Below are 26,924 nucleotides of genomic sequence, written 5' to 3'. Positions count from 1 at the left end.
AAGTGCGGTCGCCTTTCCAGGGAGAACACTACCTTAAAGGTCGATATTGCGCGGGCCGTAGAGGCGGTCGCCCGCATCGCCCAAGCCCGGCACGATATAAGCATCCTCGTTGAGCGAAGGATCGATAGCGGCGGTGACTAGGCGCACCGGCAGATCGGATTCAGCCAGCGCATCCACACCCGGCTGCGCCGAGACCATGCAGATGGCGGTGATATCGGTGGCGCCACGATCGGCAAGCAGACGCAATGCGTGCAGCAGGGAACCACCGGTGGCCAGCATCGGATCCACCACGAACACCGTGCGGCCGGTCAGATCCTCCGGCAATGCCTCCAGGTACGGCACTGGCTCGTGCGTCTCTTCGTTGCGCGCCATGCCGATAAAGCCGACCTGTGCATCCGGAATCATGGACAGGGCCGGATCCACCATGCCCAGCCCGGCGCGGATAATTGGCACGATAATGGGCGGGTCCTGCAGGCGGGTGCCTTGGGCGGTAGAAACCGGGGTGGCGCAGTCGAAGTTCTCCACGGCAAGGTCGCGAGATCCTTCGTACACGAGCATGGCGCCCAAGTCTTTTAAAGCGGCACGGAAGGCGGAGTTATCGCTGCGCGCATCGCGCATGAGTGTCAGGCGGGCGGCGGCTAGCGGGTGGTCTACTACGTGGATGTCCATGACCACCACTTTAAACTTTTTGGGAACCAAATGGGCCATTGGGCAGTCCAATAGGGCATGAGACCTTTCACGATCGATACCGACTATGCCCGCCACCTTGCCCGCGACCTGCATGCCCAGTCCCAAGGGGAGAATCCGCCCCATCCCGTTTTGCCGGAAGATTCCGCTTTCACTGCTTTTAATGAGGCCGTGCATGCCGCGCTCGATAATGTGGGCGCGCGCATGAGCGTGCTACGCAACGATATGGGGCAGGTAGCCCACTCCGGTTTCCACATGTCGCGCGAGGCAGAAGATACCGATGCCGCGCTAGGCCAGCGTTTTGGGGTGGCGATGTAGATGCTCGATACCGCGCTCAAGCAGATCGCCACCATGCAACCGGCGCAGCTTCCGGAGGTAGAGCTTCCCCGCGTGCCGGACCTTTCCGCCGCCGCGCCTTTGGCAGCCATCGCCCACGGCAATCCCGCTCCTTTACTCGAGTCAGCGAAAAACATCGACCTCGATAATGCAACCATCTCTGCCGCGCTCGGCCAGGCCCGCACCTTGGTAGCGGGCACCATCCGGGATTTGGTGGGCATCGCCACGCAGCTGGTGCGCCAGGCCCTGCCCACCGCGCTGGGTTTCCTGTCGCTGGATCCGTCGGCGCGTGCAGCCGCTCTGGCTCAGCTTCGCGCACTTATCTCCCAGCACCTGGGCATGGCTACTGCTCGCGTGCAACGCCTGATGGGTGATCTCAGCGCTGCCGCTCAGTCTTTGCATCCGGTAGCGCAGCGGCCAGTGCGCTCCGCGCTTGCCGACGCCCCCGTAAGCCCCACCGGTGCCCAGCAAGCCACCGCTCTTCCTGCACAATCTGCGGCGGGCGAGGGGGCTGGCGCCGACGCCACGGCACACGAGGCTCCTTCTCCCCCGCCGGCACCGGAGCCCTCTGCCGAAGGTGGTTCTGCCGCCGGTCAGGCTGCCGTCGCCGCCGCAAAGAGCCAAGTGGGCCAACCCTATGTATGGGGTGGCACCGGAAACGGTGGCTTCGATTGCTCGGGCCTTACCCAATGGGCATATTCACAGGCCGGAGTGGACTTGCCGCGCACGGCGGATCAACAAGCGGTGGGCCAACAAGTCAGCGCGGACCAACTCCAACCTGGTGACCTGGTGGTATGGGATGGACACGTGGCAATGTATTCCGGCAATGGCGAAATCGTAGAGGCCGGCGATCCGGTGCAAACCAACCCGCTGCGCACTACAAATATGGGTATGCAATTCAAAGGCTTTTGGCGCCCTACGTCCTAAGGCCGATGCGCTCTCGCGCGCTACTTGGGGCGTTGGGTAGACTAAAACGCCATGAGCACCCGCGCAATTGTACCTGTAAAGCTCTCGCTGACCGAGGGCGATTTTTATACCCTCTGGGCACCCAAGTGGCGCCAAAATGGCTCCGAGTGGCAGGCCTTTTTGGGCGACGACGAGGCCGTCCTAGCCTTTAACTCGCCTGCCGAGCTGCTGTGCTTCTTAGAGTCTGGCACCAAGCACGATCTGCTGGACCACCCGCAGTGGGACCAGTTTGCCAGCCGCGATGCGAACCGCGTCACCCCGGCCGAGCGCAATGAGTATGACCTCATCGGTATGCCGGAGGCACTGGCTGGTCGCCCGAGCCACCAGAACGTATCCACGGTGGCCCGCAACCTGGAGATTGCCTCCGCGCTTGCTGACGTCGCCGGTGCAGAACACACCACCATCTTCTTCGCTTCCCACTCCATTCTGCGCAATGTCTCCCGCGGCGCCGACCACTACTCCGGCGAGCAGGGCATGAGCGAGTGGTCCGGCGTGGGCCACGTCATCGCCGGCAATTGGAAGGGAGTCATCGAGGATCTGGATCAGCACGTTCGCGTGGTCTCCACCGATGACTTTGACGCGGCCAAGGTTTCCGATGCCGAGGAGCGCATCTCTTCTGCTGCCGCCGCCTCCGCAGCAGCGGCCAAGGAAGCCGAAGAAAAGCGCAAGGCCGCCGCCGAGGCAGCCGACCCGTATGACAACTCCCCGTGGGCCGCCGCCGGCATCGATCCCATCAAGATCACCGCGCAGTCCAAGTCCGTCTACACCCTACGCACCTACCTGGACGGCAAGCCCATCTTCTTGGGCAAGTGGGGCGAAATCTTCACCTTCGATTCTCCGAAGACCTTGGTGCGCTGGATCATGGACAACGATGACCACGACCTAGCCCGCGTATCCACCTGGGAAGAGGTTGTCTCCGCTGCCAACGCCGGCGAATTGGAAGTGCAGGTCCACCCGGATAACCAGTACTCTTTCATTGGCATTGTGCGCGATATTGAAAAGGGCCCAGAGGCCGTCGATTCTGATCAGATGGCGCGTTGCTACGAAGTATGCGCCGATGCCGCCGACTGGGCCGGCGACGATTCCATTAACTCCTATATGCTGGCCAACCCCCGCCTGCAGGACTACTTGGGCTATATGCTCGGCTCTACCGAACACGCCGGCTATGTGCCGTCCAAGCCGTACAACGAGCATGCAGAGTCGTGGAAGGGCTTGGAAGACATGCTCATCAAGCGCTTCTCCAAGTTCTAAACCAGCACGGTTCGCACGGCCTCGGCCGCGCGTGGCATCAGCCGCCTCGCCTTTCCTCCCCACTCCCAGCACGTGGGAGGAGAAGGGGGCGGCTTTGTGCGTCTAGTCGCCGCGTGCTTCTTGCTCTTGGCGTCGGCTCCGGTCGCGCATGTATTTATCGAAAATCAGCCACCCTATGCCCGCACTAAGTCCAACAATGGAGCGGCCTAGAGTTCCTATTCCAAAGACCCCGCCCAGTATCAGGCCGAGCACAATAGCGCTGACGAAGAATACGACCCACGATACGTGCGTGTTGTAGTTCACCGCTTGACCTCCCTGAGTGTGACTTTAAAGGTGGCGGCGGAGGTGGTCAATGAGGGCGTCGATAAGCTCACGCGATTGCGGGGCCTTGGGTTTAATCTGGTCAAACCCGTGGTAGGCACCGGCCCATACATCGAGGGTAGTTTCCACGCCGGCTGCGTCGAGGGCTCGAGCAAAAGCGACGGATTCATCGCGGAAAAGATCAATGCCACCGACTCCGATCCAGGTCGGCGGCAGGCCGGAGAGATCGGCTCGCGTGGCCGGCGAAGCATAGCGCGGCAGGTCAACATCCAGGTGATCGTTTCCCAGGTACATGGACCACGCGCCGCGGTTCGAGCCGGCCGTCCAGATGAATTGGCCCACCGCGCCGGACTTATCCGTGGTGCGGTGATCGAGCATGGGATAGACCAATCCGAGCGCGCGGACCGGGTGCCCCTCGTCGAAGGCACGTTCAACTAGGCCTGCGGCGAGTCCGCCGCCTGCGCTATCACCGGCGACGGCGATGCGCGAGGTATCCCCGCCCAAGGTATCGCCGTGTTCTTGTACCCAACGCAGCGCGGCATAGCATTCATTATGGTCTGCTGGAAACGGCTCCTGGGTGGACTTGTGGTAGCGCGGGGCTACCACGATGGCGCCCAACTCGGCCGCCATGCGAGCATTTTGCGGGTCATACATAGCAGGCCCACCGATGAGATGGCCGCCGCCGTGCGTCCACACCACCACGGGGCGCGGTCCTGATGCGGCTGCCCCTGCGGTAGCGCCGCGTGGGGTAAGTACGCGGGCGCTAAAAGCGTGGCCATCGAAGGAGGCGGAAAACTCCGTAATGTCCACCGCATGCCGGATTGGTCGAGAAAAGTCGATGGTGGCGAAGAAGCGGCTGGCGTGGGCAAAGGTGGCGTCGGGAAGCACATGCATCGGCAGATATAAAACCGGGCTGCGCAACCCCGGTGCCACCTCGCGCAGGTACGGCCGGCGGCTTAGCCCATACGCCACCGCCCCCGCGGCCGCGGCAACCCCGGTTAGGGCTGCCCCGGCCTTGAGAACTCGCGGTATGTGCATTTAGAAGTCGCGCAGGATGCGCTGTGCCAACGGCTCGGAAGATGCCGGGTTCTGACCGGTATAGAGGTTGCGGTCCACAATCACGTTCGGGGACATGGGATCGGTTTCCTGGTAATCCGCGCCGAGCTCACGCAGGCGGGTCTCCAGCGCCCACTTAGCGGCGGCAACCATCTCCTCGCCTTCCTCTGCATTGCTAAAGGCGGTCATCTTGTAGCCCTTGAACGGCCAATTCTCGTTATCCACTGCCAAGAGCGCGGCCGGGGCATGGCAGACCAAGCCGAGGGCGCGGCCAGAATCCATGCGCGCCTGCAAGAGCTTAGCGGAATCCTGGTCATAGGCCAGATCCTCCATTGGTCCGTGGCCACCTGGGTAGAAGATAAGGTCATAATCTTCCTCCTTGACCTCAGCCAGGTTCATCGGGTTTTCCAGCGCTACACCCAGCTCTGCGAGGTAATTTTCCTGTGCTTCGCGCACATTATCTGGCAGAACCTCCAGGCTGTACTCGTCTACTACGGGAGCCTTTGCGCCCGGAGTAGCGAAGTGGATATCCCAGCCCGCGCCCTGGAAGACGCGGTGAGGGGCAATAAGCTCCTCGGCCCAGTAGCCGGTGGGGCGCTTAGTGCCATCAGCCAGCGTCCACTCTTCAGCGGCGGTAACAACAAAAAGTACAGAAGGCATCTAAATCTCCTCTAATCGTTTTTATTCTTCAGCGGCTTCTGCCGCATCAGCGAGGGACTCCTCCGTGTCCGGGCCGGCAAGCTCCGGATCAGATAATTCCTCGTATGCTGGCAGGATAACCGTTTCTAGCAGATGCTGCCGTAATTCCTGGTCAGCGAAGGAATTCTCTACCGCTTTGACGGTGAGATCGAAAAATTCCTCCAGCCCATACCCGAAGGCCTCGCTTAGCGCGAGGAACTGCTTGGTCAGCGTGGTCTCGCCCGAAGAAATGGCGCAGGTAAAGCCCAGCTGCTGCAGCAGCGGCAGCGGGTGGTCATTGAGGTCTTCGGCTTCCTCAAGTGGAGTAAAGACGAGCGGGATGTGACGGTCGCGGATGTATCCAGAGGCCTGGCCGGGCACAATGCCCTCAATATTCGCGCTGAAGTCATCGATCATATTGACCGGATGGATCAGGCGATTCACGCCTGCCTGGGCGGCACGTTCTACTTCTGCGAAGTCTTCTCCCACCTGGATCTGGGTGGGCAGGTAAGCCGCACGAAAATCTGCGGCCCCGCTCGCTTGGCCCTGCGGCAGGCTATAACCCACCACGGGGGCATCATCAGGCACTGCTTCCTCTGGGGCCGAGCCAGCGAGGACAAGGCGGGAGTCAAGACCAGCGATGCGGGCGGCTGCGGCGGCCTCCACCACAGCGGCAGCGTCGAGACCAAGCTCTGCGGGGTCTAGGTGCACCTCTGCGTAGACCACGCCGTCTGCGGCCAAGGCCTCGTAGCGCTCACGGATGGTCGCGGTAAGCTCCTCCGGCGTAGCGGCCGTGGAGGTAATGGTCTCAAAGAGGGAGACCTTAGGAAGCTTGGCCACCACGTCGGCGGCGGAGTCCTTATTTTCTGGGCTAATTAAAGGCGCGTCATGCATGCGTCCCATCGTAGGCACGGGCCTAAGATGTGTCATGTCATGAAAAGAATTCTCGCTAGTTCTCTCACCGCCGTCTTGCTGAGCGGCCCACCGCTCGCGCTGGCGGAAGCGCCGACTACTCCTACCACCACGCGAACCACTGCCCCGGATACCGATAGGTGCCCCCACGCCGAGCGGCCGGAAAAGGCCACTACCACCTCGGAGCGGCTCGCCCCCGGGCAAGCCTCACCCACCCCGCTGCCACCGGTGGATAGCGATGAGGCATGCGGTACTACCCTGCCTGCGGGGTTCCATGTGGACAAGGATGTAGTGGCCGCAGCATGGATGGTCTCCGATATCGATACCGGCGAGATTATCGCGATGAAGGACCCTAACGGCCGCTACCGGCCGGCCTCTATCATTAAGGCGCTGCTGGCGCTCGTGGTCATCGACGAACTGGATCTGCACAAGAAGGTCGAGGTAGGCGAAGAATCTGCACAGATTGACGGCTCTGCGGTAGGCATCGGTCCCGGTGGCAAGTACACGGTGGAGCAGCTCCTTGAGGGCTTGCTCATGGCTTCCGGCAACGATGCCGCGCACGCGCTGGCACAGGAATTGGGCGGCGACGAGGTCACTTTGCGCAAGGTCAATGACAAGGCGGCCGAGATTGGCACGAATTCCACCTTTGCGGCCAGCTACTCCGGGCTCGACGCCCCGGGGATGTCTACCTCGGCCGAGGATATTTCCCGCATTTACCGCGCGGCCTTCCATAACCCGACCTTTGCGCGCATTGTCGATACGGAGTCCGTGGATTTTCCCGGCTGGGGAGATTTTGACGGCTACCAATTAGGCAACGATAACGGGCTTTTCCTCAACGATCCGGACGGCATTGGTGGCAAGACGGGTTTTACCGATGATGCGCACCATACCTTCGTCGGTGCGCTCGATCGCCATGGTCGGCGCTTGCAGGCGGTCCTGCTCGATACCACCGTGGAGCACGGCCCGCGTGCCTGGGAACAGGCCCAAAAGCTTTTGTACGAGGCCTATAAGGTTTCCCCTGGGGATGGCGTAGGCCAGCTGCTTGCCGACGCCGACTCTCCTGCCTCCCTCGCACCCACACCTGCGCCCGATACCCAGGCACAATCTGCAAACTCCTCTTTAGCTGGGGTGCAGGGGTGGCTTGGCTGGGTCATCGCTGGCGCTGTAGCTTTGCTGGCTATTTGCGTGGGTGCTTTTTCACTACTTCGGCGTTAGCCCACTCATCGTGGGAGCCGCGGCGGTTATTTTTCTCCGTAATGGTGAAGGTGTGCACGCCGGCACCCACCCAGCTGGCGAAGGTACCAGGTCCCGGCACAATATTGACTAGGCGCCACCACTGACGCTTTGCGGACTGGGTGAGGCTAAGCCGCTCTTTGGTATCGACATCGCGCACTGTGTAGCCCATCAGCAGCTTGGCCGGGCTGGCGCCGAGCCAACACTCAGTGCCCAAAACGTAGAGCAGCAAGATGATGGCACCACCGATAAACGTCGAGAGTTCATCCACACCACCAGAAAGCAGCGCGCCGCCGAAGCTACCGCTGATGAGTGAGAAAAAGAATAGGTCCAAAATGGCCATTCCGATGCGCGCATCTTGACCGGCGCGCTGACTGATTTCAGGCGCTGGGTGTTGTAGCAGCGGTGCGGGGACGGCCGCGTTCGCCGTTGCCGGAGGGAAAGGATTGTGCTGCGGGGCAAAGGGGTTGCGTGAATACGGCGACCCGTAAGGGCTAGCAGTCTGCGCAAATCGTGATTCTTGGTGCGCTTGGTACCCCGGTCCTGCCGCCTGACCAGACTGAAAGAACTGAGCCTGCTGCGACTGCTGCGGCTGCTGCTGTTGCTGCGGCCGCGGGCTCCACTGGCCTATCGCGCCCAGCTGTCCCAAGTCACCCCACGTGGGGCGCAGACCCGCCTCACACGCCTTATCGTATTCCGCGCGCTTCGCAGCAGAGCCCAAGACGCTGGCGGCGATGCGCAGCTGCGCACGCCGCGGGTCCTCGATGTCTTGACCTTGCTGCTCTAGCGACAAATCCTTGGACTCCAGTAAAACTAAGAGTTCCCGCTCGCCATCGCGGCGGTCTAGTCCCCATTCTTCATAAAGATTCGGTGCGATGTCATTGGCGTTCATAATGTTCTATCTTAAAGCCGAATAGCAGCGGCGTCCTCACCCCTTAGGAGGAGATTTACTTGCGGCGCAGCAAGCTAAACGCACCCACGGCCGCAGCACCCAAAGCAGCACCAATGCCGAAGGTCGCGCCTGCCGGTGCGCCCTCCTTGACCTCATTGCGCACGCGAATTACGGCTGGCTCTGGGACAGGCGGGTGCGCAAACTTCAGGGACTCGGCGGTGGTGGCGGTCCACGCGGAGATATACAGCACCACGCGCCAAATCAGGTACATGACCACCATGATCACGATGACCGGACCGAAGACCGCACCGGCGGGGCTGCCGGTAGCAGAAGACATGATGACCGTAGACAGTTGCTTGAGCAGCTCGAAAGCCACCGCACCGATGGCCGCACCGATGAGGCCAGATTTCTTCGGCACCTTGGTGCGCGGCAGGATCATAATCATCCACCACATGACGATGAAGTTAGCCAATAGGCCCACTGCCAAGCCGACAAAGAAAATCACAAAATCCATGCCCGGGAAGGACTCGATGCCGACCTTCTCAAAAATCTTCTGGGTAAGACCAGAGGAACCGGCGGCAGTCACGCCAAAGGCGATGAGGAACGCCAGGATCAGGCCGATGAGACCTACCAAGTCAGAAAGCTTCTTCTTCAGGAAGGAACCGCCTTCGTTGGCGTCGATGCCCCACATAGCCGAGATGCCGATGCGCAGGTTATTCATCCAGCCCAGTCCGGACCACAGGGTGGTCAAACCACCGATACCAAACATGGCCCCGCGCTGCTCAATGGCCGTATCGAGAATCTCGTTGACCGTATCGCCCATATCGCCATCTAGCGAGCTGGTGATCTGGGACTGCAAGTCATTGAGCAAGTCCTCGCGATTAGCCAAGACGGCGGCGACGGTAGCCACGATCAGCATCGCGAGCGGGAAGATAGACAGCACCGAGTAATAGGTGATGCCGGCGGCAAATTGGTTTCCGCCTTCTGCACCATAGCGCTCGTTCATGCGCATCAGATGATCAACGAATCCGGACTTGGCGCGGATCTTATCTACCGCACCGGGATCGTCGGCATTGGCGCGTTCGATGCCGTAGTGGTCCGTCTTCTTCGAGGAGGATTGCGTGGTGGTAGGCACGTGCTTCCCTTCTTGCTCGCACAGTATTTATCCCACCTAGAGTAACTGGCAAATGTCCTGTTGTCCCTTTGTGGGGTGGAGCACGGGGGAAGCAGCCCCCTTGCTACTTGCGCAGGCGAGGAAGGAAGCCGACCTTTTCATAGACGTCGTCGACAAGCGGCTGGGCAATTTCTTGCGCCGTTTCTGCGCCCTTGGCCAGGATGCGCTCGAGCTCGCCGCGATCCGCCATCAGCTCATCAAAGCGTGCCTTGAGCGGAGTGGTAAATTCCTGCAGCGCATCTGCGGTATCGACCTTAAGGTGGCCATAGCCTTGGCCGGCGTACTTCTCCACCAGGGAATCGATGGATTCACCGGTCAGCGCGGACTGGATGACCAATAGGTTAGACACACCCGGCTGATTTTCGCGGTCAAAGGCTACCGAGCCCAAGTCATCCGTTACGGCGGACTTAATGCGCTTGGCTGAGGTCTTCGGCGCATCCAAGAGGTTGACCAAACCCTTGGGGTTGGCTCCGGACTTAGACATCTTGGAGGTCGGCTCCTGCAGGTCATAAATCTTGGCCGCGCCCTCTGGGATAAACGGCTCGGGCACCTTGAAGATATCGCCGTACTTATTGTTGAAGCGCTCGGCCAGGTTGCGGGTCAACTCCAGATGTTGGCGCTGGTCTTCGCCCACGGGCACATAATCCGGCGAGTACAGCAGAATATCTGCGGCCATGAGGATCGGGTAGGTAAATAGGCCTACCGAGGTGCGGTCCGATCCCTGCTTGGCGGATTTGTCCTTGAACTGGGTCATGCGGGAGGCCTCACCAAAACCGGTCAGGCACTGAAAGACCCAGGTCAACTCCGTGTGCGCAGGCACGTGCGACTGGACAAAGAGCGTGGACTTGTCCGGGTCAATGCCTAGGGCAATAAGCTGGGCGGCACCCGCGATGGTGCGGTTGCGCAGCTCCTCCGGATTTTGCTCTACGGTTATCGCGTGCAGGTCAGGGATGAAGTAGAAGGCATCATAGCCGTCCTGCAGGTCAATCCACTGCTTCAGCGCTCCCAGGTAATTACCCAGGTGATAGGAATCAGCGGTGGGTTGGATACCGGACAGGACGCGGGAAACGGTGGAATTGTCTGCAGTCATGGTGCTTTATCCTACCCCCTAGCTCCGGCGCGCGGTCCACATCCTTCCCCCAGCAGTGTCCCTCCCGGATCGAAAAATTCCCCCCCGCCCGGAGGGCAGAGGGAATGCGACGCAAAGATTTTAAATCTTGCGGGAGGTGGGGCTGACCACGTCCATCAGGATGGCCCAACCGGAAACCATCAGCGCGCCGCCCACGCCCATGAGCACGATGGGGCCGAGGAAAGCGAAGGACGGACCAACAACGGTCCACCACCAGATGCTCAGGCCGAGGATTACAGCGCCGAGGACGAAAGAAATAATTGCGCGAGCCATGAACTTTCTCCGTTGCAGATTACTGAATTTTTTGACCTACCCATAGTAGCACTACTGCTTGTGTTTAGGCGCCTTGCGCTTGCCGACGTCCCCCTTATTAAAGCTCCACTGCTGCTCCACGTTTACTCCCCTCGCCCCTGGCGAGTGCCGGCCACTCGGCCGGGTAATCGATTGTTGCTTCGGGCGGCGCGCGATGCGGTTGCTGGAAATATCGTCGTAGTCCGCCCTCTCTGCCGCAGTAGAAAAAGCTCGTGTCTTGTTCTTAAACGGGCGGCTTAAAGGCCTAGTCAACGGACGCGTGATGGGGCTGGCGTATCGCGTGGCCGCGCCTGCCTTGCGCTTGGCCTTGCGGGCGCCATCGCGCACGATGCGCGCGGACAACCGCAGGCGCGGGTCCATCTGCTGTTCGGCATCGCGATATTCAAAGACGGGCAGGCCCTTCTTGAAGTAGATCGCGGCCAAGCGGGCAATAAAGCACACGGAGGCGGTGATGATCGCGGCCGGTTCTTCGGCTAGGCCGCCGTGGTAGAGCGCCATAAAAAGCGCCGCGGCCAGCAGGGAAATGGCGGCATAATATTCGCCGGAAAATACCAGCGGAATGCGATCTGAAAGCAGGTCACGCAGCACGCCGCCAAAGACGCCGGAAATCACCGCAGACACCGAGGCAATAATGAACCCGTGGCCCAGGTGGACTGCAATTTGGGTGCCCAGCACCGAAAAGACCGCGAGCCCTAGGGCATCCAAGATGAGGAAGAGATGCCGGAAGTAGTGCATGAGGAAGGACATGCCCACCGTCACCACTGCTGCCACGATGACAATCACCAGATAAATGGGGTGTTCTACCCAGGTAAATGGAGGGTCATCGAGGATCATATCGCGCACCGTGCCGCCGCCGAGCGCAGTCATGGAGGCGATCATGGTGACACCAAATAGGTCGAGTTTTTGGCGTCCAGCGGATAATGCGGCAGTCATGGACTCGGCGGTAATGCCGACTACGTAAAGGACGCTAAATAGTGGCGTCATCAGCTGTACTCCACCACTAGTGGGGAATGGTCGGACCAGCGCTGCTCCACGGTGGGGGCCTTTTCCACCCAGGTGCGCTGCGCGCGCTCCAGCATCGGACGGGTAGCCGCCTGGTAATCGATGCGCCACCCAGCGTTGTTATTAAAGGCCTGGCCGCGGTAGGTCCACCAGGTATAGGGGCCGTCTTCGTCCGGATGGAGGCGACGGGCTACGTCGAACCACTGTGGCTCTGTGGTTGGGGCCCACGGCTCGCCGCCGGCGTAGTCGACGACGCCCTGCCATTGCCCCAGGTTCTTCTTTTCCTGCGGCTTATCATCCGGGAACGCCCCAAAGACGTGGTCCATGAAGGCGCGCTCTTCGGGCAGGTGTCCGGCCTTCTTTTCATTGGCCTTATTATTCTTTAGGTCTTGGGCGCGGTGGCAAATATTCCAGTCGCCGCCGATCACCATTTCGGCCGGGCTGCCATCGGGGTTCGTTCGCGCCGCGTTATCCGCCAGAATGTCTTGGAACTCGTCCAAGAAGCGGTACTTTTCATCCAACTTCGGCGAATCCGTATCACCGGAAGGCAGGTACAGAGAGGCAACGCGGATATCGCGGGTGGTGGCCGCAACCCAGCGGCCGGCGTCGCTAAAGGAGCCGAAGCCCACTTCGACGTCAGCAAGCGGGGTTCGAGATAAGATGCCCACGCCGGCGCGGCCCTTTGCGGCGGCGTCGGCAAGAGCCAAGTGCCAGCCCGCCTCCAGGGCCGGGGCCAAGGCCTTTTCGGCCTGCTGCGGGGTAGCGCGCACCTCTTGCATGAGCACGATATCGGCCGAAGTCGCCTCTAACCAGGCATTCATGCCGGGATTATTTTCATTGCGCTGCTTACACGCAGCGCGGATTCCGTTAACGTTAACGCTCGCGATGGTAAGGGTCATGCAACCAGCATATCGGTCCGTTTATGAATGGCGAGCAAGGCGCTTTTTATCCCACATCGTCGCAGCCCACACCAGGCAACCCGCAGCCGCCAGGCTGGCCCCCGCCAGCGCCGGAGCGGAGTAGCCCAAACCAGCACCCACGACGGCGCCGCCAATGGTCGCGCCCGCTGCATTCGCTATGTTCAGCGCGGACTGATTGAGCGCAGCGGCCAAAGTCTGGGCGTCGCCAGCCACATGCACCAAGCGCAGCTGCAGCGAAGGCACAAGTGTGGAGCCCATAAAGGCCACGCAGCCAAAGCAAATCGTGGCCGGGATAGCGTGTCCAGAGAGGAAGTAAAAAGCGGTAAGGATAACGATAAGGCAGGCCAAGGCAAAGATGATGCCAAACTCCAGGTTGCGGTCCGCCAGCCAGCCGCCGAAGGCATTGCCGATGGTCATGCCGATGCCATAGGCCATGAGCACGACCCAGATGAGGCTCTGATCCATGCCGGCAACCTCGGTCATGGTCCAAGAAATATAGGTATAGACGGAGAACATGCCGCCAAAGCCCACCACGCCCATGATGACGGTGAACCACACCTGGCTATTTTTAAACGCCCCAAACTCCGTGCGGATATCGGTCTGTTTCATCTCCGTCATGTGCGGCATCAGGAAAAACAACGCAATGGCGGTGATAATGCCCAGCGCCACAACCACAAGGTAGGCCGCCTGCCAGCCTAACGCGGAGCCAAGCGCCTGCGCGGCCGGCACCCCAATGACCGTGGCGATGGCCAGACCCATGCCTACGTAGGCCATGGCCTTGCCGCGGCCGCCTGGAGGCGCCATGGATGCGGCCGAAAGGTTCGCCACGGAGAAATAAGCACCGTGCGGCATACCCGCAATGAAGCGCGCCACCATGAGGATGGCGTAATTCGGTGCCACCACCGATAGCAGGTTTCCCACCACGAGGAATCCAATGAGCAGCAGGATCAAGCGACGGCGTGGGAGCTTGCCGGTAAAGGCCGCAATCAGCGGGGCACCGACCACCACGCCCATCGCGTAAATGGTGATGAGAGTCGAGGCGTTTTCTTCCGAAATGCCAAAATCATCCGCGATAAGCGGCAGCAGGCCCATCGACACGAACTCCGTAGTGCCAATGGCAAAGGCACCAAGCGCCATCGCCACCATGACAATAGCGCGGCGACCAGCGGTAATCTCCGTTTGTAAAGGCAACGGACGACGCCGAATGCGGGGTTCATGGGCGCTGCGCGGGCTTAGCTCGTAGATGATTTTCATGGAGAGTGAGGGTACACCCCGCGTTTTTCTGCAGCATGCCCGCAGCGGGCGGCCGTGAATATCTCCACCCCGCCAGCCAGTGGGTGATGCTAGCCACGCAACCCTTTTCAAGGGGCGCAAATGGGGGATCACTATCAGCAAACTGGCCCACATGCCGCCCACAAAATCGGTACTCTGGGCACTTGAGCAATTTTCCAACGTTAATTAGGAGAATCATGGCAAAGATTACGTGGACCCGTACCGATGAGGCGCCGCTGCTGGCGACCTACTCTCTCAAGCCCATCGTGGAGGCCTTCGCTTCTACTGCGGGCATTGACGTAGAAACCCGAGATATTTCGCTGGCCGCCCGCATCGCCGCGCAGTTCCCAGAGCGCCTGACCGAAGAGCAGAAGGTCGAAGACGCCTTGGCAGAGCTGGGCAAGATGGCCAAGACTCCGGAAGCAAATATCATCAAGCTGCCGAATATTTCCGCTTCCCTGGTGCAGCTGAAGAAGGCCATCGCGGAGCTGCAGGCTGCCGGCTACGACCTGCCTGATTACCCGGATAACCCTTCCACCGAGGAAGAAAAGGACATCGCTACCCGCTACGATTCCGTCAAGGGCTCCGCTGTTAACCCGGTGCTGCGTGAGGGCAACTCCGACCGCCGCGCACCGGAGGCCGTGAAGAACTTTGTCAAGAAGCACCCGCACCGCATGGGTGAGTGGTCCAAGGACTCCAAGACCAACGTTGCCACCATGGCGGACAACGACTTCCGCCACAATGAAAAGTCCGTCATCCTGGAAAACGAGGACACCTTGTCCATCGTCCTTAAGACCGCCGACGGCGAGCAGACCCTGCTGCCGGAGTTGCCGGTTCTCAAGGGCGAGGTCATCGACGGCACCTTCATGTCCGCCAAGGCTCTGGATGAGTTCCTCATCGCACAGGTCAAGCGCGCCAAGGAAGAGGGCGTGCTCTTTTCCACCCACCTGAAGGCCACCATGATGAAGGTCTCTGACCCCATCCTCTTCGGCCACGTCGTCCGCGCTTTCTTTGCTGATGTATATGACAAGTATGGCGAGGAGCTGCTGGCTGCCGGCCTCAACGGCGAGAACGGCTTGGGCGCTATCTACGAGGGCCTGAAGAACCTGGACAATGGCGAAGAAATCAAGGCCGCTTTCGATGCCGCGCTTTCCGACGGCCCCGACCTTGCCATGGTCAACTCCCACAAGGGCATCACCAACCTGCACGTGCCTTCCGACGTCATTATTGACGCCTCCATGCCCGCCATGATCCGTACCTCCGGCCACATGTGGAATAAGAACGACGAGGAGCAGGACACCCTCGCCGTCATTCCGGATTCCTCCTACGCTGGCGTGTACCAGGCTGTTATCGAGGACTGCAAGGAAAATGGTGCCTTCGACCCGACCACCATGGGTACCGTGCCGAACGTTGGCCTGATGGCGCAGAAGGCCGAGGAGTACGGCTCCCACAATAAGACCTTCAAGATCCCGGCCGCGGGCACTGTTGAGGTTCGCAACTCCCAGGGCGAGGTCCTCATCTCCCACGATGTGGAGGAAGGCGATATCTGGCGCGCCTGCCAGACCAAGGACGCCCCGATCCAGGACTGGGTCAAGCTCGCCGTCAACCGCGCTCGCCTGTCCGGTATGAAGACCATCTTCTGGCTCGACCCGGAGCGCGGCCACGACCGCAATATCCAGTCCCTGGTGGAGAAGTACCTTAAGGACCACGACACCGAGGGCCTAGACATCTCCATCGAGGACCCGGTAACCGCTACCAAGACCTCCATCGAGCGCATCCGCCGCGGCGAGGACACCATCTCCGTTACCGGCAACGTGCTGCGTGACTACAACACGGACCTCTTCCCCATCCTCGAGCTGGGCACCTCCGCCAAGATGCTATCTGTGGTTCCACTCATGGCAGGTGGCGGCCTCTTCGAGACCGGTGCCGGCGGCTCCGCCCCGAAGCACGTCCAGCAGGTAGAAGAAGAAAACCACCTGCGCTGGGATTCCCTCGGCGAGTTCCTGGCCTTGGCTGAGTCCTTCCGCCACGAAAAGCAGACCAACGGCAACGAGAAGGCCGGCGTCCTGGCCGCTACCTTGGACAAGGCCACCGAGCGCCTGCTCAATGAGGGCAAGTCCCCGTCCCGCAAGGTAGGCGAAATCGATAACCGCGGTTCCCACTTCTTCCTGGCCACCTTCTGGGCCGAAGAGCTGGCTAACCAGACCGATGACGCCGATCTCGCCGCCGCCTTCAAGGACGTAGCTTCCCAGCTGTCCTCCCAGGCAGACGAGATTGCCCAGGCGCTTGTCGACGCCCAGGGCAACCCCGCAGACCTCGGCGGCTACTACTGGCCAAATGACGAGAAGACCTCTGCCGTCATGCGCCCGGTAGCAAAGTTCAACGAGATTATCGACGGCCTGAAGAAGTAATTCTTCCCAAAAAGCCGCCCCGCAGCGTTCATTGCTTCGCTGCGGGGCGGCTTTAGTGTGCGCGCGGGTTTAGAAGCTATCGAGCCAGGCGGCGTGCACGCGGGCGTCGCCATTTTCTTCTGGGTGGAAGCTCAGCGCTGTCACGCGGCCCTGTCGCACGCCGACCACTGCGTCGCCGCCCTCTCCCGGCACCGTCGCGATGACCTCGACGCCCTCGCCTAGGCGGGTAACCAGCGGCGCGCGGATAAAGCTCGCCTCAATGTCGAGCGTTTCCTCCCCCATCGCGACCGGCACGGTACGTTCCTCGGAAAAGCGCTGGTTGCCAAAGGCATTGCGGCGCACGGTCACGTCCACTAGCTCCAGGGTTTGCTGCCCCGGCGCGGGGTTATCGAGCTCGCGGGCGCAGTAGATGAGTCCCGCGCAGGTCGCGAGCACCGGCAGGCCTGCAGCTGCGGCGTCGCGCAGCGGCTCGGCCAGATCGAAGCTGCGCGCCAGCTTGTCGATGACACTCGACTCGCCGCCCGGAATCACCAGCCCGTCGAGCCCGTCCAGGTCCCGCGGCACCCGCACCCGGCGAGTAACAACACCGAGCTCATCAAGAATGCGCAGGTGCTCCTCGACGCCACCTTGCAGCGCCAGCACCCCAACGGTGGCTACCATCCGCGCTCGGCCAGGCGGTGCGGCGCAGGCACGTCGTTGACATTGATGCCCACCATGGCCTCGCCCAAGCCGCGGGAAAGCTTTGCGAGTTCGGCCGGCTGGTCGTAGAGGGTCGCCGCCTTGACGATGGCCTCCGCACGCTTGGCGGGCTCGCCGGACTTGAAGATGCCGGAGCCGACGAAGACGCCTTCGGCGCCCATCTGGCGGACAAGGGCGGCGTCGGCAGGCGTGGCCACGCCACCGGCGACAAAAAGCACAACCGGGAGCTTGCCGGTCTCCGCAACCTCTGCGACCAGGTCGTACGGTGCCTGCAGCTCCTTGGCCGCGACGTAGAGCTCATCGCGATCCAGGTAGCGCAGGCGGGCAATCTCGGCCTTAATCGTGCGCAGGTGCTTCACGGCCTCCGAGACATCGCCCGTGCCGGCCTCGCCCTTGGAACGAATCATGGCCGCACCCTCGGTGATGCGGCGCAGCGCCTCACCCAGGTTGGTCGCGCCACACACGAATGGCACATCGAAGTCCCACTTATTGATGTGGTTGACATAATCGGCCGGGCTGAGCACCTCGGACTCATCGATGAAATCCACGCCCAGCTCGCCGAGGATCTGAGCCTCCACAAAGTGGCCGATGCGGGCCTTGGCCATGACCGGGATGTCCACCGCTTCGACGATGCCCTCAATTAGCTCTGGATCCGACATGCGGGCCACCCCGCCCTGCGCACGAATATCGGCCGGCACACGCTCCAACGCCATAACTGCCGACGCACCCGCGTCCTCCGCAATGCGCGCCTGCTCCGGCGTGACGACGTCCATAATGACGCCGCCTTTCAACATATCGGCTAGTCCTCGCTTCACGCGCGTAGTGGCGCGTCCTTGTTCATTTACCTGTTCAGTCATAGGTCACATAGTGGCCCACACAATTGGTACAAGACAAGAGCCATTTTCAGCGTGTTGGATTAGACCACTTATGATGAAGGAGTGCCTCTCCGCCTCGATCCCTCTGATACGCGGCCGCTGCCCGTGCAAATCGCCGCGGCCCTCCGCACCCAGGTTGCCGCCGGCGCCCTCCTGCCCGGCGAGCGCGTTGCCTCCACCCGTACCTTAGCCACCCAGCTCGGCGTTTCCCGAGGCAGCGTAGTCACCGCCTACGAGCAACTCACGGCCGAGGGATACCTTACGGCCGAGGTTGGCTCCGGCACCGTCATCAACCCGCTGCTCCCCCACGCACGCGCCCCGCGGCCGGAGCCGGCCCCCAAACCGGCCGCCGAGCCCGAGCTGGTGTCACTGACGCCCGGACTGCCCGACACCGCGGGAATCCTCACCCCTGAATGGAGGGCCGCGTGGCGCGCTGCGGCCGTCGACCCCTCCGGAGACCTCCCCCGCGAGGTCGCCGCGCACCTGCGCCACATGCGCGGGCTTAACGTCGACCCAACCTGCGTCCTCATCACGGCCGGCGCCCGCGATGGCCTTTCGGTACTCCTGCGCGCCCTCGGCCGCCAGCTGCAGGTGGGCGTGGAATCACCCGGTTACCCCAGCCTGCGCCGGGTCCCCCAGGCTCTCGGCCACACGCTGCTGGAAATCCCCACCGGCCCCGACGGCGTCACCGTTCCCACCGCCAACCTCGACGCCCTCATCGTCACCCCCAGCCATCAATATCCCTACGGCGGCTCCCTGCCTGCAGCCCGGCGCGCGGAGCTCGTCGAATGGGCCCGCGCGCACGATGCCCTCCTCATCGAGGACGACTTCGACTCCGAGCTGCGCTACGTCGGCCAGCCGCTGCCTGCCCTGGCCGCACTCGCCCCAGAACACACCGTGCTACTCGGGACCTTTTCTTCCGTCATTTCCCCCTCGATTGCCTGCGGTTACCTCGTCCTCCCGCCACGCTTGCGCCCGGCCGTGGACCGCGTGCGCGATATCTTCGGCCAACCCGTCGGCTCCATCCCCCAGGCCGCGCTCGCCCACTACCTTGCCAGCGGCGCTTTACGACGCCACACCGGCCGCATGCGCCGCACCTATAAACACCGCCGCAACCTAGTGGCCGAAGCGCTTGGCTCCATCGATGGCACCCAGCTCCTTCCCATCCACGGTGGTCTCCACGCAGTCCTACTGTGCGATCCGGCCGTTGTCCCCCGCGCTGCCGCCCGCGGCATCAAACTCACCCCGCTGCGCGATTATTGGGGCGGCGCCGATGCTGAAGACGGCGTCGTACTCGGCTTCGGCCACCTCAGCGATGCCGAGCTACGCGAAAGCCTTTCTGCAGTCGCGGCCGCTTTACGGCAGTGATACCTTAATTCCAACGATCATAAACGAAAGGTACTAGATGTCTTTAGGTCCGATTGAGCTCCTTCTCATCCTCGTTTTCGTCCTTATCCTCGCTGGAATTATCGCCCTCGTGGTCACGCTCGTGCGCAATAGCAATGACACCCGCGCGAATACTAGCCGCATTGCTAATCAGCTCGAGGAGCACGACCGCCGCCACTAAGAAAGACACCCCACCAGACCAAGCGCCACACCGACCGCTTGGTCTATTTTTATTCTCACGGCTGCCAGCGCGTTTCTACAAAATCATTCGCTATATATACCGCTTGGTCTAGTCTTGCCAAGCATGACGACGAAATACGATAACTCCAATTCCAACTGGTCCTTCGCTACCCGCTCTGTACACGCAGGCCAAAACCTCGACGGGCACCACAACGCCCGCAATGTGCCGATTTACCAGACCACCTCCTACGTTTTTAACGACGCCGAGCACGCGGCCAACCGCTTCAATCTTTCCGACGCCGGCCCCATCTACACCCGCCTCACCAACCCCACCCAGGACGCACTGGAAGAACGCCTCGCTTCCCTCGAGGGCGGCGTCGCCGCCGTCGCTTTCGCCTCCGGCCAGGCCGCTGAAACCGCAGCCATTTTGAACCTCGCCTCGGCAGGCGACCACATCGTGACTTCCCCGCGCCTCTACGGCGGCACCTCCACCCTCTTTACCGTCACGCTCAAGCGCCTAGGCATCGACGTCACCCTCGTCGAGGACCCGGACGACCCGGCCTCCTGGCAAGACGCCGTGCAGCCAAATACCAAGGCCTTCTATGGCGAGACCTTCGGCAACCCCGTGGCCGATGTGCTCGATATCCCCGCCATCGCCGAGGTTGCCCACAATAACCAGGTCCCGCTCATCGTGGATAACACCATCGCCACCGCCGCCCTCGCCCGGCCGCTGGACCTCGGCGCAGATATCGTCGTGGTCTCCACTACCAAGTTCTATACCGGCAATGGCTCGGCCGTCGGCGGCGCGATTATCGACGGCGGCTCCTTCGACTGGACCGTCACCCGCAACGGCGAGCCCGTATTCCCCTATTTCGTCACCCCGGATGAGGCCTACCACGGACTCAAATACGCCGACCTCGGCGCTTCGGCCTTCGCGCTCAAGGCCCGCGCTGGCCTGCTGCGCGATACCGGCGCCGCCATCTCCCCCTTCAACGCCTGGCTGACGCTGAATGGAATTGAGACGGTGGGACTGCGCGTCGAAAAGCACAATGCCAACGCCCAAGCCGTCGCCGAGTACCTGGAAGGCCACGCCAAGGTCACCAAGGTCAACTACGCCGGCCTCGACTCCTCGCCGTATAAGGCCACCAAGGAAAAGCTCGGCTATGCCTATACCGGCTCCGTGCTCTCCTTCGACATCGACGGCGGCCGCGAAGAAGCCTGGGCGTTTATCGACGCCCTCAAGCTCCACTCCAACCTCGCCAATATCGGCGATACCCGCTCCCTGGCCGTGCATCCGGCAACCACCACGCACTCGCAATCCGATGAACCTGCGCTGGCAGCGGCCGGCATTACTCAATCCACTATCCGCCTGTCCGTGGGCATCGAGCACATCGATGACATCATCGCGGACCTCGAGCTGGGCTTTAACGCGCTGGCATGAAGCTAGTTAGCATCGGCGATTTTCACACCGAAGCCGGCGCCACGCTTGCCGACGCCCACATTGCCTACCACCGCTTCGGCCACCTCCTCGGCGATCCGCATGGGGCCAATAACGTCATCCTGGTCGAACACGCGCTTACCGGTGACTCGAATGTGGCCGAGTGGTGGGCCGACCTAGTAGGCCCCGGCAAGGCGCTGGATACGACGAAGTGGTGCATTATCGCTACCAATACACTGGGCGGCTGCGGCGGCTCTACCGGCCCGGCTTCCCCGCACCCAGACGATGGCCGTGCTTGGGGTTCGCGTTTTCCCGCGCTTTCCGTGCGCGACCTCGTTGCGGCCGAGCGTGCCGCATTGCACGAACTTGGCATCACCCACGTGCATGCCGTCATCGGCGGCTCAATGGGTGGTGCGCGCACGCTCGAGTGGACACTGATGCACCCCGATTTCCTCGACGCGGCCTGCGTCATTGCCGTATCGGCCCGCGCCTCCGCTTGGCAGATTGGCATCCAGTCGGCGCAGATCGCGGCCATCGAGCAAGATTCGTTCTGGCACGGCGGCGATTATTACGCTTCCTCCCAGCGCCCGCGCGAGGGGCTGGCGGCCGCGCGCCGCATTGCGCACCTGACCTACCGCGGCGAACAGGAGATTGACGAGCGCTTCGGTGTTCAGGCACAGACCGGCGAGAACCCGCTCGGGCCTTACCGCCGCCGCGATAATCGCTTTGCCGTTAACTCCTACCTGGATTATCAAGGCATCAAGCTGGCCGACCGCTTCGATGCCGGCTCCTATGTCACTCTCACCGAGGCACTAAACCGCCACGATATCGGCCGTGACCGCGGTGGGCTCAACCGCGCGCTGGGATCATCCAAGGTACCTACAATGGTCGTAGGCGTAGACACGGACATCTTGTACCCGTATCACCAGCAAGAACATATCTCGCGCAATCTGGGAAATCTATTGGCTATGGCCAAGGTGGTCTCCCCGGTAGGCCACGACGCCTTCCTTACCGAGTCACGCCAAATGGATCGCATACTGCGTAACTTCCTTAGACTTTCCCAGCCAGACCCGCGCATTGATGCAGCGGCAGGCGATCCCACCGAGTACTCGATTTAAAAAACTCGCGGCAGCAATGATCGCCAAAGCCGCGCAGCGCGCACTATGCGCTGCGCTGGAGCGGCGAAGGGACGAAGCGGCTCAGCGATCGTCGGGTGGCTTCGCCCAAGGCGGGCGCCACACGATGCCTTCTCCAGGACGACGCTCGAGCCGGCCGCGACGCGGCGGTGCATTCGGGTCATCGTCGTTCACAGCATTGTGATACTTGCACGCAATGGTGAGGTTTTCGGGATTCGTATCGCCGCCCAGCAGCCACGGGGTGAGATGGTGGACTTGGCATTCATCCGCCGGCGTGTGGCAGTCGGGCCACGGGCACACCGGGTTTTCTGCCATCGCCATTTGGCGTTGCTTCCATGTAGCCAAGCGCCGCGATTGATAAAGGTTGACGGGGCCGGTGACGGGGTGAATGAGGGTGATAAGGCCGACGTCGGCAAGCGCGCGGCGGACAAGATCCGCACCAGATATCTGGGCGCCGTTGGTCAGCTGCAAGGTGACGTCCTCGCCGTGGGTGACCTTCACCATCTCATTCAGGTTGAGCACCACATTGGTGGTGATTGTGGAGGTAGAGGCGCCCTCGGCAAAGACGCGACGAGCATCGGCGACGGTGGAGACGTGGTTATTAATTTCTGCAACCAACTCGGACTCGGCGGTAATTGTCAGGGTCCACAGGTCATCGCGGCGGCGGGTCAGGCGCACGCCTTCGGAGCGCTTGGTGGTACGCTCCTCGCGCACTAGGCGACGGGCGTGCTTATCAATTTCGCTGGTGGAAAGGCGCAGGGCACATAGTTCCTCGCGCAATGCCCAGGCCGCCCGCTGGGTTTTCATCTTCTGTGCGAAGTGCTCGATAATTTTCAGCGCGTCGAGCGGCAGCGAAGTGCGGCGGGCGGCGCGCTGTTTAGCACCAAAGGCGGTGCGGCCGAAGTAAGTATCGGCCAGGCGGGCAAACTCGGCGGCCTCGCGATCACTAAAGCCCTTATCGACGAGCTCTTCTACCGACAGCCCAACGCACTCCTCGATGAGCACCATCGGGGAGTTCACGGCAGCCAGGTAGTTCGAAATCATGGCACCGAACCTAAGCCGGCCGTGCATAACGGCGCGCGGTGGTGGCCCAGAGCCTGTGGATAACCGCCCGAACCACACCCTTTCGGGCCGAGTTAGGTGAAGGCTCTACAAAAACCTGTGGATAACTAGCTACCGAGCGCGTCCACAGAAAAGGCCAGAAAGGCCATCGTGGCGCCGAGCAGGCCGGTAAAGCAGGCGTCAAAGCGGCGCGAGCGTACGGCCAGCACGCCGACGCGGCTGGAATCACACGTCAGTCGGACCACGGTGAGCCACAGCAGGGCCAGGCCGAGGAGGAACGTGGCCCGGCGCCAGTATTCGAAGACAGCATAGCCGCCGGAGATAACCACGCCGGCCACGAAGATGCCAATTGCTGCCCACTGCGCGGCAGGCGGCAGTGGGGAGGGCGCGAGCTCGGCGTCGTGCGGATTATCTAGATTCACGCCAACTTTTCCGCGCGTTCGACGATATTGCGTACCAGGAAGGCACGGGTCAGCGGGCCGACGCCACCTGGGTTCGGAGAGACGAACCCGGCCTTATCCCAGCAATCTGGGTGAATGTCGCCGGTGAGCTTGCCGTCGACGCGGGAGACTCCGACGTCGAGAAGCGCGGCGCCTTCCTTAATCATGTCCGCGGTGAGCATGTGGGGCTGGCCGGCGGCGGCAATGACGATATCGGCCTCGCGGGTCTCAGCGGCCAAGTCCTTGGTGCCGGTGTGGCACAGCGTGACGGTGGAGTTCTCGCTGCGGCGGGTAAGCATCAGGCCGATGGGGCGGCCTACGGTAACACCACGGCCGATGACCACGGTCTTGGCGCCGTTGAGCTCGACGCCGAAGCGGCGCAGCAGATGCAGGCAGCCGTTCGGGGTGCACGGCAAGGGCGCCTCCTCGTTGAGCACGAGCTTGCCCAGGTTGACTGGGTGCAGGCCATCGGCATCCTTGGCGGGGTCAATGCGCTCGAGGATGGCGTTTTCATCCAGGTGCTTAGGCAGCGGCAACTGGACGATGTAGCCGGTGCAGGCATCATCGGCGTTGAGCTCATCGATGACGGCTTCTAGTTCTTCCTGGGTGATATCGGCCGGCAGGTCCTTGCGGATGGAGTTGATGCCAAGCTTTTCACAGTCACGATGTTTCATCTTCACATAGGATTGGGAGCCCGGATCCTCACCTACGAGGACGGTCGCCAGGCCAGGGGTAATCCCCTTCTCCTTCAGCGCGGACACGCGCTGGGCAAGGTCGGAAAAAATCTCGTCGCGGTACAGTGTGCCATCTAGTTTGGTAGCGCTCATAGCCACCATCCTAGACTGAAGGCATGAGCCAGCTGCACATTGTCTTTGATAACCCAGTCATCCCTACTAATACGGGCAACGCGATTCGCACGGCCGCGGTGACGGGCGCGAGCCTGCACCTGATTGAGCCGCTGGGTTTCAATTTCGACGATAAGCACTTAAAGCGCGCCGGTCTGGATTATCACGATTTGGCCGATGTGCAGATTCACAAGGACTTCCAGGCCTGCATGGATGCGCTGCCGGGCGCGCGCGTCTTCGCTTTTACCACGCATACGGATAAGTGGTTTACGGATATCGAATACCAAGAAGGCGATGTCCTACTCTTTGGCACGGAGCCGACCGGCCTGCCAGAGGAGCACATCAATCATCCGCGCGTAACGGACCACGTGCGCATTCCGATGGTGCCGGCCAGGCGCTCAATGAACTTGTCGAATTCGGCCTCGACGGCCGTATTTGAGGCGTGGCGCCAATTGGGATTTAACGGGGCGGTTTAAGCTCCGGCAGTTGGCGGGAGCGTAGCTGGGTAAGGAGTGCGGTGGCGTCGGCAAGCGTGAGGTTGCGCGCGTCCATGCGCACGGGCCCCTGGACTAGGTCGAGGCCGACGGTGGCTAGGCCGAGCGCCTGCGAAATCGGTCCGCGGCGATAGGTCAACTCCTGGATATGGGAGGTGTGGATGGCCTTGACGCGGCGATTGAGCCGGCCGTTGCGCACTATGACGTAGCCGCCGGTAAGCGCCACGGTTTGTTGGCGGTAGTCCAGCGGGGAAACCCACTTGGCGCGGGTTGGCGAGGCGTAGGTAGGTGCGGCGTCGGCCGGCAGGAATTGCCGGGCTTGGGCGAGGGTGCCCACCGGCAGGATGCGGGTGGAACCAGAAGCCTTCCCGCTTGCCGACGCCCCATACCCCGCCACCGAAACCCGTACCTCGTACCAGCCCAGCGGCCGCCAGAGGAAGGGCTGGGTGATCTGCACGGCGTGGATGCGGTCGAGGCGAATGCTTTGGCGGCGGCGATCGGCCAGGCCGTAGGTGATATTGAGTACCTCGCCGTCGGTGCGGGCGGTATAACGCCAGGAAGAATCGAGCACGTTCCAGGCGTTGGGCAGCGCGCCGACGAGGATGGGCAGCGCGGCCGAGAGCGGCAGCCGCGTAACCACAACGAGGATAAGGAAGCCGACGAGGAAAAGCGTGGACGTGCGCAACGCGGCCGCAATCAGGGAGCGGGCGATGGGGATCTCGGGCACGAGAGCTGGTTCCTCGGCCGGTTCTTCAGCCGATTCCTCGGCCGGCGCCTCGGTTTGGGAGGTGGGAGCGCCGTGAACGCGGGCGAGGATGTCATCGCGTAGGGCCTCAGCGTCGGACTTTTTGAGGTAGGCGATTTCGATGACAGAAGATTGGCCGCCCGCGGTTTCCACCCGCACGGCCGCGAGACGAAAGAGGCGGGCGATGACGGGTTCCACGACGTCAACGGCCTGGGTGCGGTCATAGCGCGCGGTGCGCAATTGGACAGATAAGAGGCCGCGGCGCAGGGAAAGCTCTTCCGCGCCGAGCTGATAGCCCATGCGGCGCCACCATAGGCCGGAGGCGAGCCACACCACCGCGCAGACCGCGATGAAACCAGCGAGGGCGAGGGCGGTATCACGCAAGGCCTCGCCGCGGTGTTCGCCGGTAATAAAGGCGAAGATATCGCGCAGGGCCTCCATGTTGACGTTGAGGGCGAAAGCTGCGATGAGGGCCAGGATGACCGACCACAGACGCAGCAGCGGGGTGAGGCGGTGGACGCGACGGAAGTTCGGCTGGGGGCTCATAGGCCGCTCATCCGTTCGCGGGCTTGGTGGGCAAGGCGGGTGCGGAGGGCGTCGGCAAGCGGGGCTTCCAAGCCTTTGATGGTGGCATCCGTGCTGGCAGAGGCCGTGTGGAGCTGCAGCTTTTTCAGGCCAAGGGCGCGGTCGATGGGCCCGGAGGTCACGTCGACGAACTGGATGCGGCCGTAGGGCACCACGGTGAAGGAATGCCAGAGCTTGCCGCGAGTGATAAGTAACTCATCGTCGGTCTCGAGCCAGCCCATATTGCGCACTTGAGCGGGAATGAGCCAGAGCAGCCAGAAGAAAAGACCGACGAAGATGCCGGCCGCCCAGTAGAACCACGGGGTCCACCAGAAGCCTGCCGCAGCGGCGGCCGCGGCGAGCAGAAACATCCAGCTCAGGTGGTGGATATAGCGCGAGGTCACAAGGCGCGGCGAGACGGGATTCATTTCTTCGCTCATAGTTATTGACAGTATCAATCGGGCCCACCCCTTGCGCAACTTATCGTTACTCGATATTATCGAATTAC

At 61.9% G+C, this 26,924-nt stretch carries 28 protein-coding genes; 10 read left to right on the top strand and 18 right to left on the bottom strand.

The features are described 5' to 3' along the window. Positions 1 to 33 precede the first annotated feature (33 nt). Positions 34 to 669 carry a uracil phosphoribosyltransferase gene (gene upp, locus ACLI1M_RS02635; RefSeq protein ID WP_248099773.1) on the bottom strand — a complete coding sequence of 212 codons (636 nt, stop codon included), beginning with the start codon at positions 667 to 669 and terminating at the stop codon, positions 34 to 36. A 57-nt stretch (positions 670 to 726) separates the two neighbouring features. On the opposite strand from upp, the gene ACLI1M_RS02630 reads away from it, so the two are divergent. From ACLI1M_RS02630 to ACLI1M_RS02620, 3 genes are read left to right on the top strand one after another with little or no spacing between them, the layout of a single operon-like run. After that, on the top strand, positions 727 to 1,005 hold the full coding sequence (locus ACLI1M_RS02630; RefSeq protein ID WP_248099774.1) for a chemotaxis protein: 279 nt from the start codon (positions 727 to 729) through the stop codon (positions 1,003 to 1,005). Then, positions 1,006 to 1,950 (top strand): C40 family peptidase, encoded by a 945-nt coding sequence (locus tag ACLI1M_RS02625; protein WP_248099775.1) that lies wholly within the window; start codon positions 1,006 to 1,008, stop codon positions 1,948 to 1,950. A 51-nt stretch (positions 1,951 to 2,001) separates the two neighbouring features. Beyond that, positions 2,002 to 3,240 (top strand): hypothetical protein, encoded by a 1,239-nt coding sequence (locus tag ACLI1M_RS02620; protein ID WP_248099776.1) that lies wholly within the window; start codon positions 2,002 to 2,004, stop codon positions 3,238 to 3,240. A gap of 327 nt (positions 3,241 to 3,567) precedes the next feature. On the opposite strand, the gene ACLI1M_RS02615 is transcribed toward ACLI1M_RS02620, so the two are convergent. From ACLI1M_RS02615 to ACLI1M_RS02605, 3 genes are read right to left on the bottom strand one after another with little or no spacing between them, the layout of a single operon-like run. Next, positions 3,568 to 4,599: an alpha/beta hydrolase gene (locus ACLI1M_RS02615; RefSeq protein WP_248099778.1), complete on the bottom strand. Its 1,032-nt coding sequence runs from the start codon at positions 4,597 to 4,599 to the stop codon at positions 3,568 to 3,570. Then, the gene (locus tag ACLI1M_RS02610; RefSeq protein ID WP_049383641.1) at positions 4,600 to 5,277 is read right to left on the bottom strand and encodes a type 1 glutamine amidotransferase domain-containing protein; all 678 of its coding nucleotides are present in this window, start codon (positions 5,275 to 5,277) and stop codon (positions 4,600 to 4,602) included. A gap of 21 nt (positions 5,278 to 5,298) precedes the next feature. Further along, positions 5,299 to 6,189: an adenosine deaminase gene (locus tag ACLI1M_RS02605; protein WP_234288125.1), complete on the bottom strand. Its 891-nt coding sequence runs from the start codon at positions 6,187 to 6,189 to the stop codon at positions 5,299 to 5,301. Between the two features lie 39 nt (positions 6,190 to 6,228). Here ACLI1M_RS02605 and ACLI1M_RS02600 point away from each other — a divergent pair, with 39 nt between their 5' ends. Further along, positions 6,229 to 7,422, top strand: a complete 1,194-nt coding sequence (locus ACLI1M_RS02600; RefSeq protein WP_248099780.1) for a D-alanyl-D-alanine carboxypeptidase family protein — start codon at positions 6,229 to 6,231, stop codon at positions 7,420 to 7,422. Here the strand turns inward: ACLI1M_RS02600 and ACLI1M_RS02595 are convergent. From ACLI1M_RS02595 to ACLI1M_RS02565, 7 genes are all read right to left on the bottom strand, one after another. Further along, positions 7,385 to 8,332, bottom strand: coding sequence for an RDD family protein (locus ACLI1M_RS02595; RefSeq protein ID WP_248099782.1), 948 nt, complete (start codon positions 8,330 to 8,332; stop codon positions 7,385 to 7,387). The two genes, ACLI1M_RS02600 and ACLI1M_RS02595, sit on opposite strands and share 38 nt — an antisense overlap. Positions 8,333 to 8,387: 55 nt before the next feature. Next, a complete protein-coding gene (locus ACLI1M_RS02590) occupies positions 8,388 to 9,467 on the bottom strand; it encodes a YhjD/YihY/BrkB family envelope integrity protein (protein WP_248099784.1) in 1,080 nt (359 codons plus the stop codon). 103 nt (positions 9,468 to 9,570) lie between these two features. After that, positions 9,571 to 10,596: a tryptophan--tRNA ligase gene (gene trpS / locus ACLI1M_RS02585; protein WP_248099786.1), complete on the bottom strand. Its 1,026-nt coding sequence runs from the start codon at positions 10,594 to 10,596 to the stop codon at positions 9,571 to 9,573. 120 nt (positions 10,597 to 10,716) lie between these two features. Then, on the bottom strand, positions 10,717 to 10,908 hold the full coding sequence (locus ACLI1M_RS02580; RefSeq protein ID WP_049383615.1) for a hypothetical protein: 192 nt from the start codon (positions 10,906 to 10,908) through the stop codon (positions 10,717 to 10,719). A 51-nt stretch (positions 10,909 to 10,959) separates the two neighbouring features. Next, positions 10,960 to 11,931 carry a trimeric intracellular cation channel family protein gene (locus tag ACLI1M_RS02575; protein WP_248099788.1) on the bottom strand — a complete coding sequence of 324 codons (972 nt, stop codon included), beginning with the start codon at positions 11,929 to 11,931 and terminating at the stop codon, positions 10,960 to 10,962. Then, positions 11,931 to 12,848: an exodeoxyribonuclease III gene (locus ACLI1M_RS02570; RefSeq protein WP_248099790.1), complete on the bottom strand. Its 918-nt coding sequence runs from the start codon at positions 12,846 to 12,848 to the stop codon at positions 11,931 to 11,933. Before ACLI1M_RS02570 ends, ACLI1M_RS02575 begins: the two co-directional genes overlap by 1 nt. Before the next feature lie 21 nt (positions 12,849 to 12,869). Beyond that, positions 12,870 to 14,123, bottom strand: coding sequence for an MFS transporter (locus ACLI1M_RS02565; protein WP_049383612.1), 1,254 nt, complete (start codon positions 14,121 to 14,123; stop codon positions 12,870 to 12,872). 215 nt (positions 14,124 to 14,338) lie between these two features. Here ACLI1M_RS02565 and ACLI1M_RS02560 point away from each other — a divergent pair, with 215 nt between their 5' ends. After that, a complete protein-coding gene (locus tag ACLI1M_RS02560) occupies positions 14,339 to 16,552 on the top strand; it encodes an NADP-dependent isocitrate dehydrogenase (RefSeq protein ID WP_248099791.1) in 2,214 nt (737 codons plus the stop codon). Positions 16,553 to 16,621: 69 nt separating this feature from the next. On the opposite strand, the gene pdxT is transcribed toward ACLI1M_RS02560, so the two are convergent. Then, positions 16,622 to 17,212, bottom strand: a complete 591-nt coding sequence (gene pdxT, locus ACLI1M_RS02555) for a pyridoxal 5'-phosphate synthase glutaminase subunit PdxT (protein ID WP_049383610.1) — start codon at positions 17,210 to 17,212, stop codon at positions 16,622 to 16,624. Further along, a complete protein-coding gene (pdxS, locus tag ACLI1M_RS02550) occupies positions 17,206 to 18,108 on the bottom strand; it encodes a pyridoxal 5'-phosphate synthase lyase subunit PdxS (protein ID WP_049383609.1) in 903 nt (300 codons plus the stop codon). Before pdxS ends, pdxT begins: the two co-directional genes overlap by 7 nt. 81 nt (positions 18,109 to 18,189) lie before the next feature. Between pdxS and ACLI1M_RS02545 the strand changes: the two genes are divergently transcribed. From ACLI1M_RS02545 to metX, 4 genes are all read left to right on the top strand, one after another. Next, positions 18,190 to 19,494 (top strand): PLP-dependent aminotransferase family protein, encoded by a 1,305-nt coding sequence (locus ACLI1M_RS02545; protein WP_248099793.1) that lies wholly within the window; start codon positions 18,190 to 18,192, stop codon positions 19,492 to 19,494. Between the two features lie 37 nt (positions 19,495 to 19,531). Next, the gene (locus ACLI1M_RS02540; RefSeq protein WP_200288222.1) at positions 19,532 to 19,693 is read left to right on the top strand and encodes a hypothetical protein; all 162 of its coding nucleotides are present in this window, start codon (positions 19,532 to 19,534) and stop codon (positions 19,691 to 19,693) included. Positions 19,694 to 19,816: 123 nt separating this feature from the next. After that, positions 19,817 to 21,133, top strand: a complete 1,317-nt coding sequence (locus tag ACLI1M_RS02535; RefSeq protein ID WP_248099795.1) for an O-acetylhomoserine/O-acetylserine sulfhydrylase — start codon at positions 19,817 to 19,819, stop codon at positions 21,131 to 21,133. After that, positions 21,130 to 22,248: a homoserine O-acetyltransferase MetX gene (metX, locus tag ACLI1M_RS02530; RefSeq protein ID WP_248099796.1), complete on the top strand. Its 1,119-nt coding sequence runs from the start codon at positions 21,130 to 21,132 to the stop codon at positions 22,246 to 22,248. The genes ACLI1M_RS02535 and metX overlap by 4 nt, the downstream gene beginning before the upstream one ends. 81 nt (positions 22,249 to 22,329) lie before the next feature. Here the strand turns inward: metX and ACLI1M_RS02525 are convergent, their stop codons facing one another. The 3 genes from ACLI1M_RS02525 to ACLI1M_RS02515 all read right to left on the bottom strand — a co-directional run bounded on the left by ACLI1M_RS02525 (position 22,330) and on the right by ACLI1M_RS02515 (position 24,595). After that, a complete protein-coding gene (locus tag ACLI1M_RS02525) occupies positions 22,330 to 23,310 on the bottom strand; it encodes an HNH endonuclease signature motif containing protein (protein ID WP_049383605.1) in 981 nt (326 codons plus the stop codon). Positions 23,311 to 23,435: 125 nt separating this feature from the next. Further along, a complete protein-coding gene (locus tag ACLI1M_RS02520) occupies positions 23,436 to 23,750 on the bottom strand; it encodes a DUF3017 domain-containing protein (RefSeq protein ID WP_239208246.1) in 315 nt (104 codons plus the stop codon). Further along, complete coding sequence (locus ACLI1M_RS02515) at positions 23,747 to 24,595, bottom strand: bifunctional methylenetetrahydrofolate dehydrogenase/methenyltetrahydrofolate cyclohydrolase (protein ID WP_023020649.1); 849 nt, start codon at positions 24,593 to 24,595, stop codon at positions 23,747 to 23,749. The genes ACLI1M_RS02520 and ACLI1M_RS02515 overlap by 4 nt, the downstream gene beginning before the upstream one ends. A gap of 23 nt (positions 24,596 to 24,618) precedes the next feature. Here ACLI1M_RS02515 and ACLI1M_RS02510 point away from each other — a divergent pair, with 23 nt between their 5' ends. Further along, positions 24,619 to 25,089, top strand: a complete 471-nt coding sequence (locus ACLI1M_RS02510) for a tRNA (cytidine(34)-2'-O)-methyltransferase (RefSeq protein ID WP_049383604.1) — start codon at positions 24,619 to 24,621, stop codon at positions 25,087 to 25,089. Here ACLI1M_RS02510 and ACLI1M_RS02505 read toward each other — a convergent pair. Both ACLI1M_RS02505 and ACLI1M_RS02500 read right to left on the bottom strand, forming a co-directional pair. After that, the gene (locus tag ACLI1M_RS02505) at positions 25,073 to 26,398 is read right to left on the bottom strand and encodes a PH domain-containing protein (protein ID WP_248099797.1); all 1,326 of its coding nucleotides are present in this window, start codon (positions 26,396 to 26,398) and stop codon (positions 25,073 to 25,075) included. The two genes, ACLI1M_RS02510 and ACLI1M_RS02505, sit on opposite strands and share 17 nt — an antisense overlap. Beyond that, entirely contained in the window at positions 26,395 to 26,856 is a 462-nt protein-coding gene (locus ACLI1M_RS02500) for a PH domain-containing protein (protein ID WP_239208244.1), read from the bottom strand. The genes ACLI1M_RS02505 and ACLI1M_RS02500 overlap by 4 nt, the downstream gene beginning before the upstream one ends. Between the last annotated feature and the right edge of the window lie 68 nt (positions 26,857 to 26,924).

Source organism: Corynebacterium sp. LaCa54 (assembly GCF_046717495.1).
Lineage (GTDB): Bacteria > Actinomycetota > Actinomycetes > Mycobacteriales > Mycobacteriaceae > Corynebacterium > Corynebacterium kefirresidentii.
Note: the sequence above shows the minus strand (reverse complement) of the source record. Positions and strands in the feature narration are given on the sequence as shown.

Excerpts from the sequence above, each read along its gene's own strand:
- upp (WP_248099773.1), bottom strand. The coding sequence starts at position 669 with ATGGACATCCACGTAGTAGACCACCCGCTAGCCGCCGCCCGCCTGACA.
- ACLI1M_RS02500 (WP_239208244.1), bottom strand. The coding sequence starts at position 26,856 with ATGAGCGAAGAAATGAATCCCGTCTCGCCGCGCCTTGTGACCTCGCGC.
- metX (WP_248099796.1), top strand. The coding sequence starts at position 21,130 with ATGAAGCTAGTTAGCATCGGCGATTTTCACACCGAAGCCGGCGCCACG.
- ACLI1M_RS02540 (WP_200288222.1), top strand. The coding sequence starts at position 19,532 with ATGTCTTTAGGTCCGATTGAGCTCCTTCTCATCCTCGTTTTCGTCCTT.
- trpS (WP_248099786.1), bottom strand. The coding sequence starts at position 10,596 with ATGACTGCAGACAATTCCACCGTTTCCCGCGTCCTGTCCGGTATCCAA.
- ACLI1M_RS02570 (WP_248099790.1), bottom strand. The coding sequence starts at position 12,848 with ATGACCCTTACCATCGCGAGCGTTAACGTTAACGGAATCCGCGCTGCG.
- ACLI1M_RS02505 (WP_248099797.1), bottom strand. The coding sequence starts at position 26,398 with ATGAGCCCCCAGCCGAACTTCCGTCGCGTCCACCGCCTCACCCCGCTG.
- ACLI1M_RS02510 (WP_049383604.1), top strand. The coding sequence starts at position 24,619 with ATGAGCCAGCTGCACATTGTCTTTGATAACCCAGTCATCCCTACTAAT.
- ACLI1M_RS02565 (WP_049383612.1), bottom strand. The coding sequence starts at position 14,123 with ATGAAAATCATCTACGAGCTAAGCCCGCGCAGCGCCCATGAACCCCGC.
- ACLI1M_RS02630 (WP_248099774.1), top strand. The coding sequence starts at position 727 with ATGAGACCTTTCACGATCGATACCGACTATGCCCGCCACCTTGCCCGC.
- ACLI1M_RS02600 (WP_248099780.1), top strand. The coding sequence starts at position 6,229 with ATGAAAAGAATTCTCGCTAGTTCTCTCACCGCCGTCTTGCTGAGCGGC.
- ACLI1M_RS02610 (WP_049383641.1), bottom strand. The coding sequence starts at position 5,277 with ATGCCTTCTGTACTTTTTGTTGTTACCGCCGCTGAAGAGTGGACGCTG.
- ACLI1M_RS02515 (WP_023020649.1), bottom strand. The coding sequence starts at position 24,595 with ATGAGCGCTACCAAACTAGATGGCACACTGTACCGCGACGAGATTTTT.
- ACLI1M_RS02560 (WP_248099791.1), top strand. The coding sequence starts at position 14,339 with ATGGCAAAGATTACGTGGACCCGTACCGATGAGGCGCCGCTGCTGGCG.
- ACLI1M_RS02595 (WP_248099782.1), bottom strand. The coding sequence starts at position 8,332 with ATGAACGCCAATGACATCGCACCGAATCTTTATGAAGAATGGGGACTA.
- pdxS (WP_049383609.1), bottom strand. The coding sequence starts at position 18,108 with ATGACTGAACAGGTAAATGAACAAGGACGCGCCACTACGCGCGTGAAG.
- ACLI1M_RS02575 (WP_248099788.1), bottom strand. The coding sequence starts at position 11,931 with ATGACGCCACTATTTAGCGTCCTTTACGTAGTCGGCATTACCGCCGAG.
- ACLI1M_RS02620 (WP_248099776.1), top strand. The coding sequence starts at position 2,002 with ATGAGCACCCGCGCAATTGTACCTGTAAAGCTCTCGCTGACCGAGGGC.
- ACLI1M_RS02580 (WP_049383615.1), bottom strand. The coding sequence starts at position 10,908 with ATGGCTCGCGCAATTATTTCTTTCGTCCTCGGCGCTGTAATCCTCGGC.
- pdxT (WP_049383610.1), bottom strand. The coding sequence starts at position 17,212 with ATGGTAGCCACCGTTGGGGTGCTGGCGCTGCAAGGTGGCGTCGAGGAG.
- ACLI1M_RS02615 (WP_248099778.1), bottom strand. The coding sequence starts at position 4,599 with ATGCACATACCGCGAGTTCTCAAGGCCGGGGCAGCCCTAACCGGGGTT.
- ACLI1M_RS02625 (WP_248099775.1), top strand. The coding sequence starts at position 1,006 with ATGCTCGATACCGCGCTCAAGCAGATCGCCACCATGCAACCGGCGCAG.
- ACLI1M_RS02535 (WP_248099795.1), top strand. The coding sequence starts at position 19,817 with ATGACGACGAAATACGATAACTCCAATTCCAACTGGTCCTTCGCTACC.
- ACLI1M_RS02525 (WP_049383605.1), bottom strand. The coding sequence starts at position 23,310 with ATGATTTCGAACTACCTGGCTGCCGTGAACTCCCCGATGGTGCTCATC.
- ACLI1M_RS02605 (WP_234288125.1), bottom strand. The coding sequence starts at position 6,189 with ATGCATGACGCGCCTTTAATTAGCCCAGAAAATAAGGACTCCGCCGCC.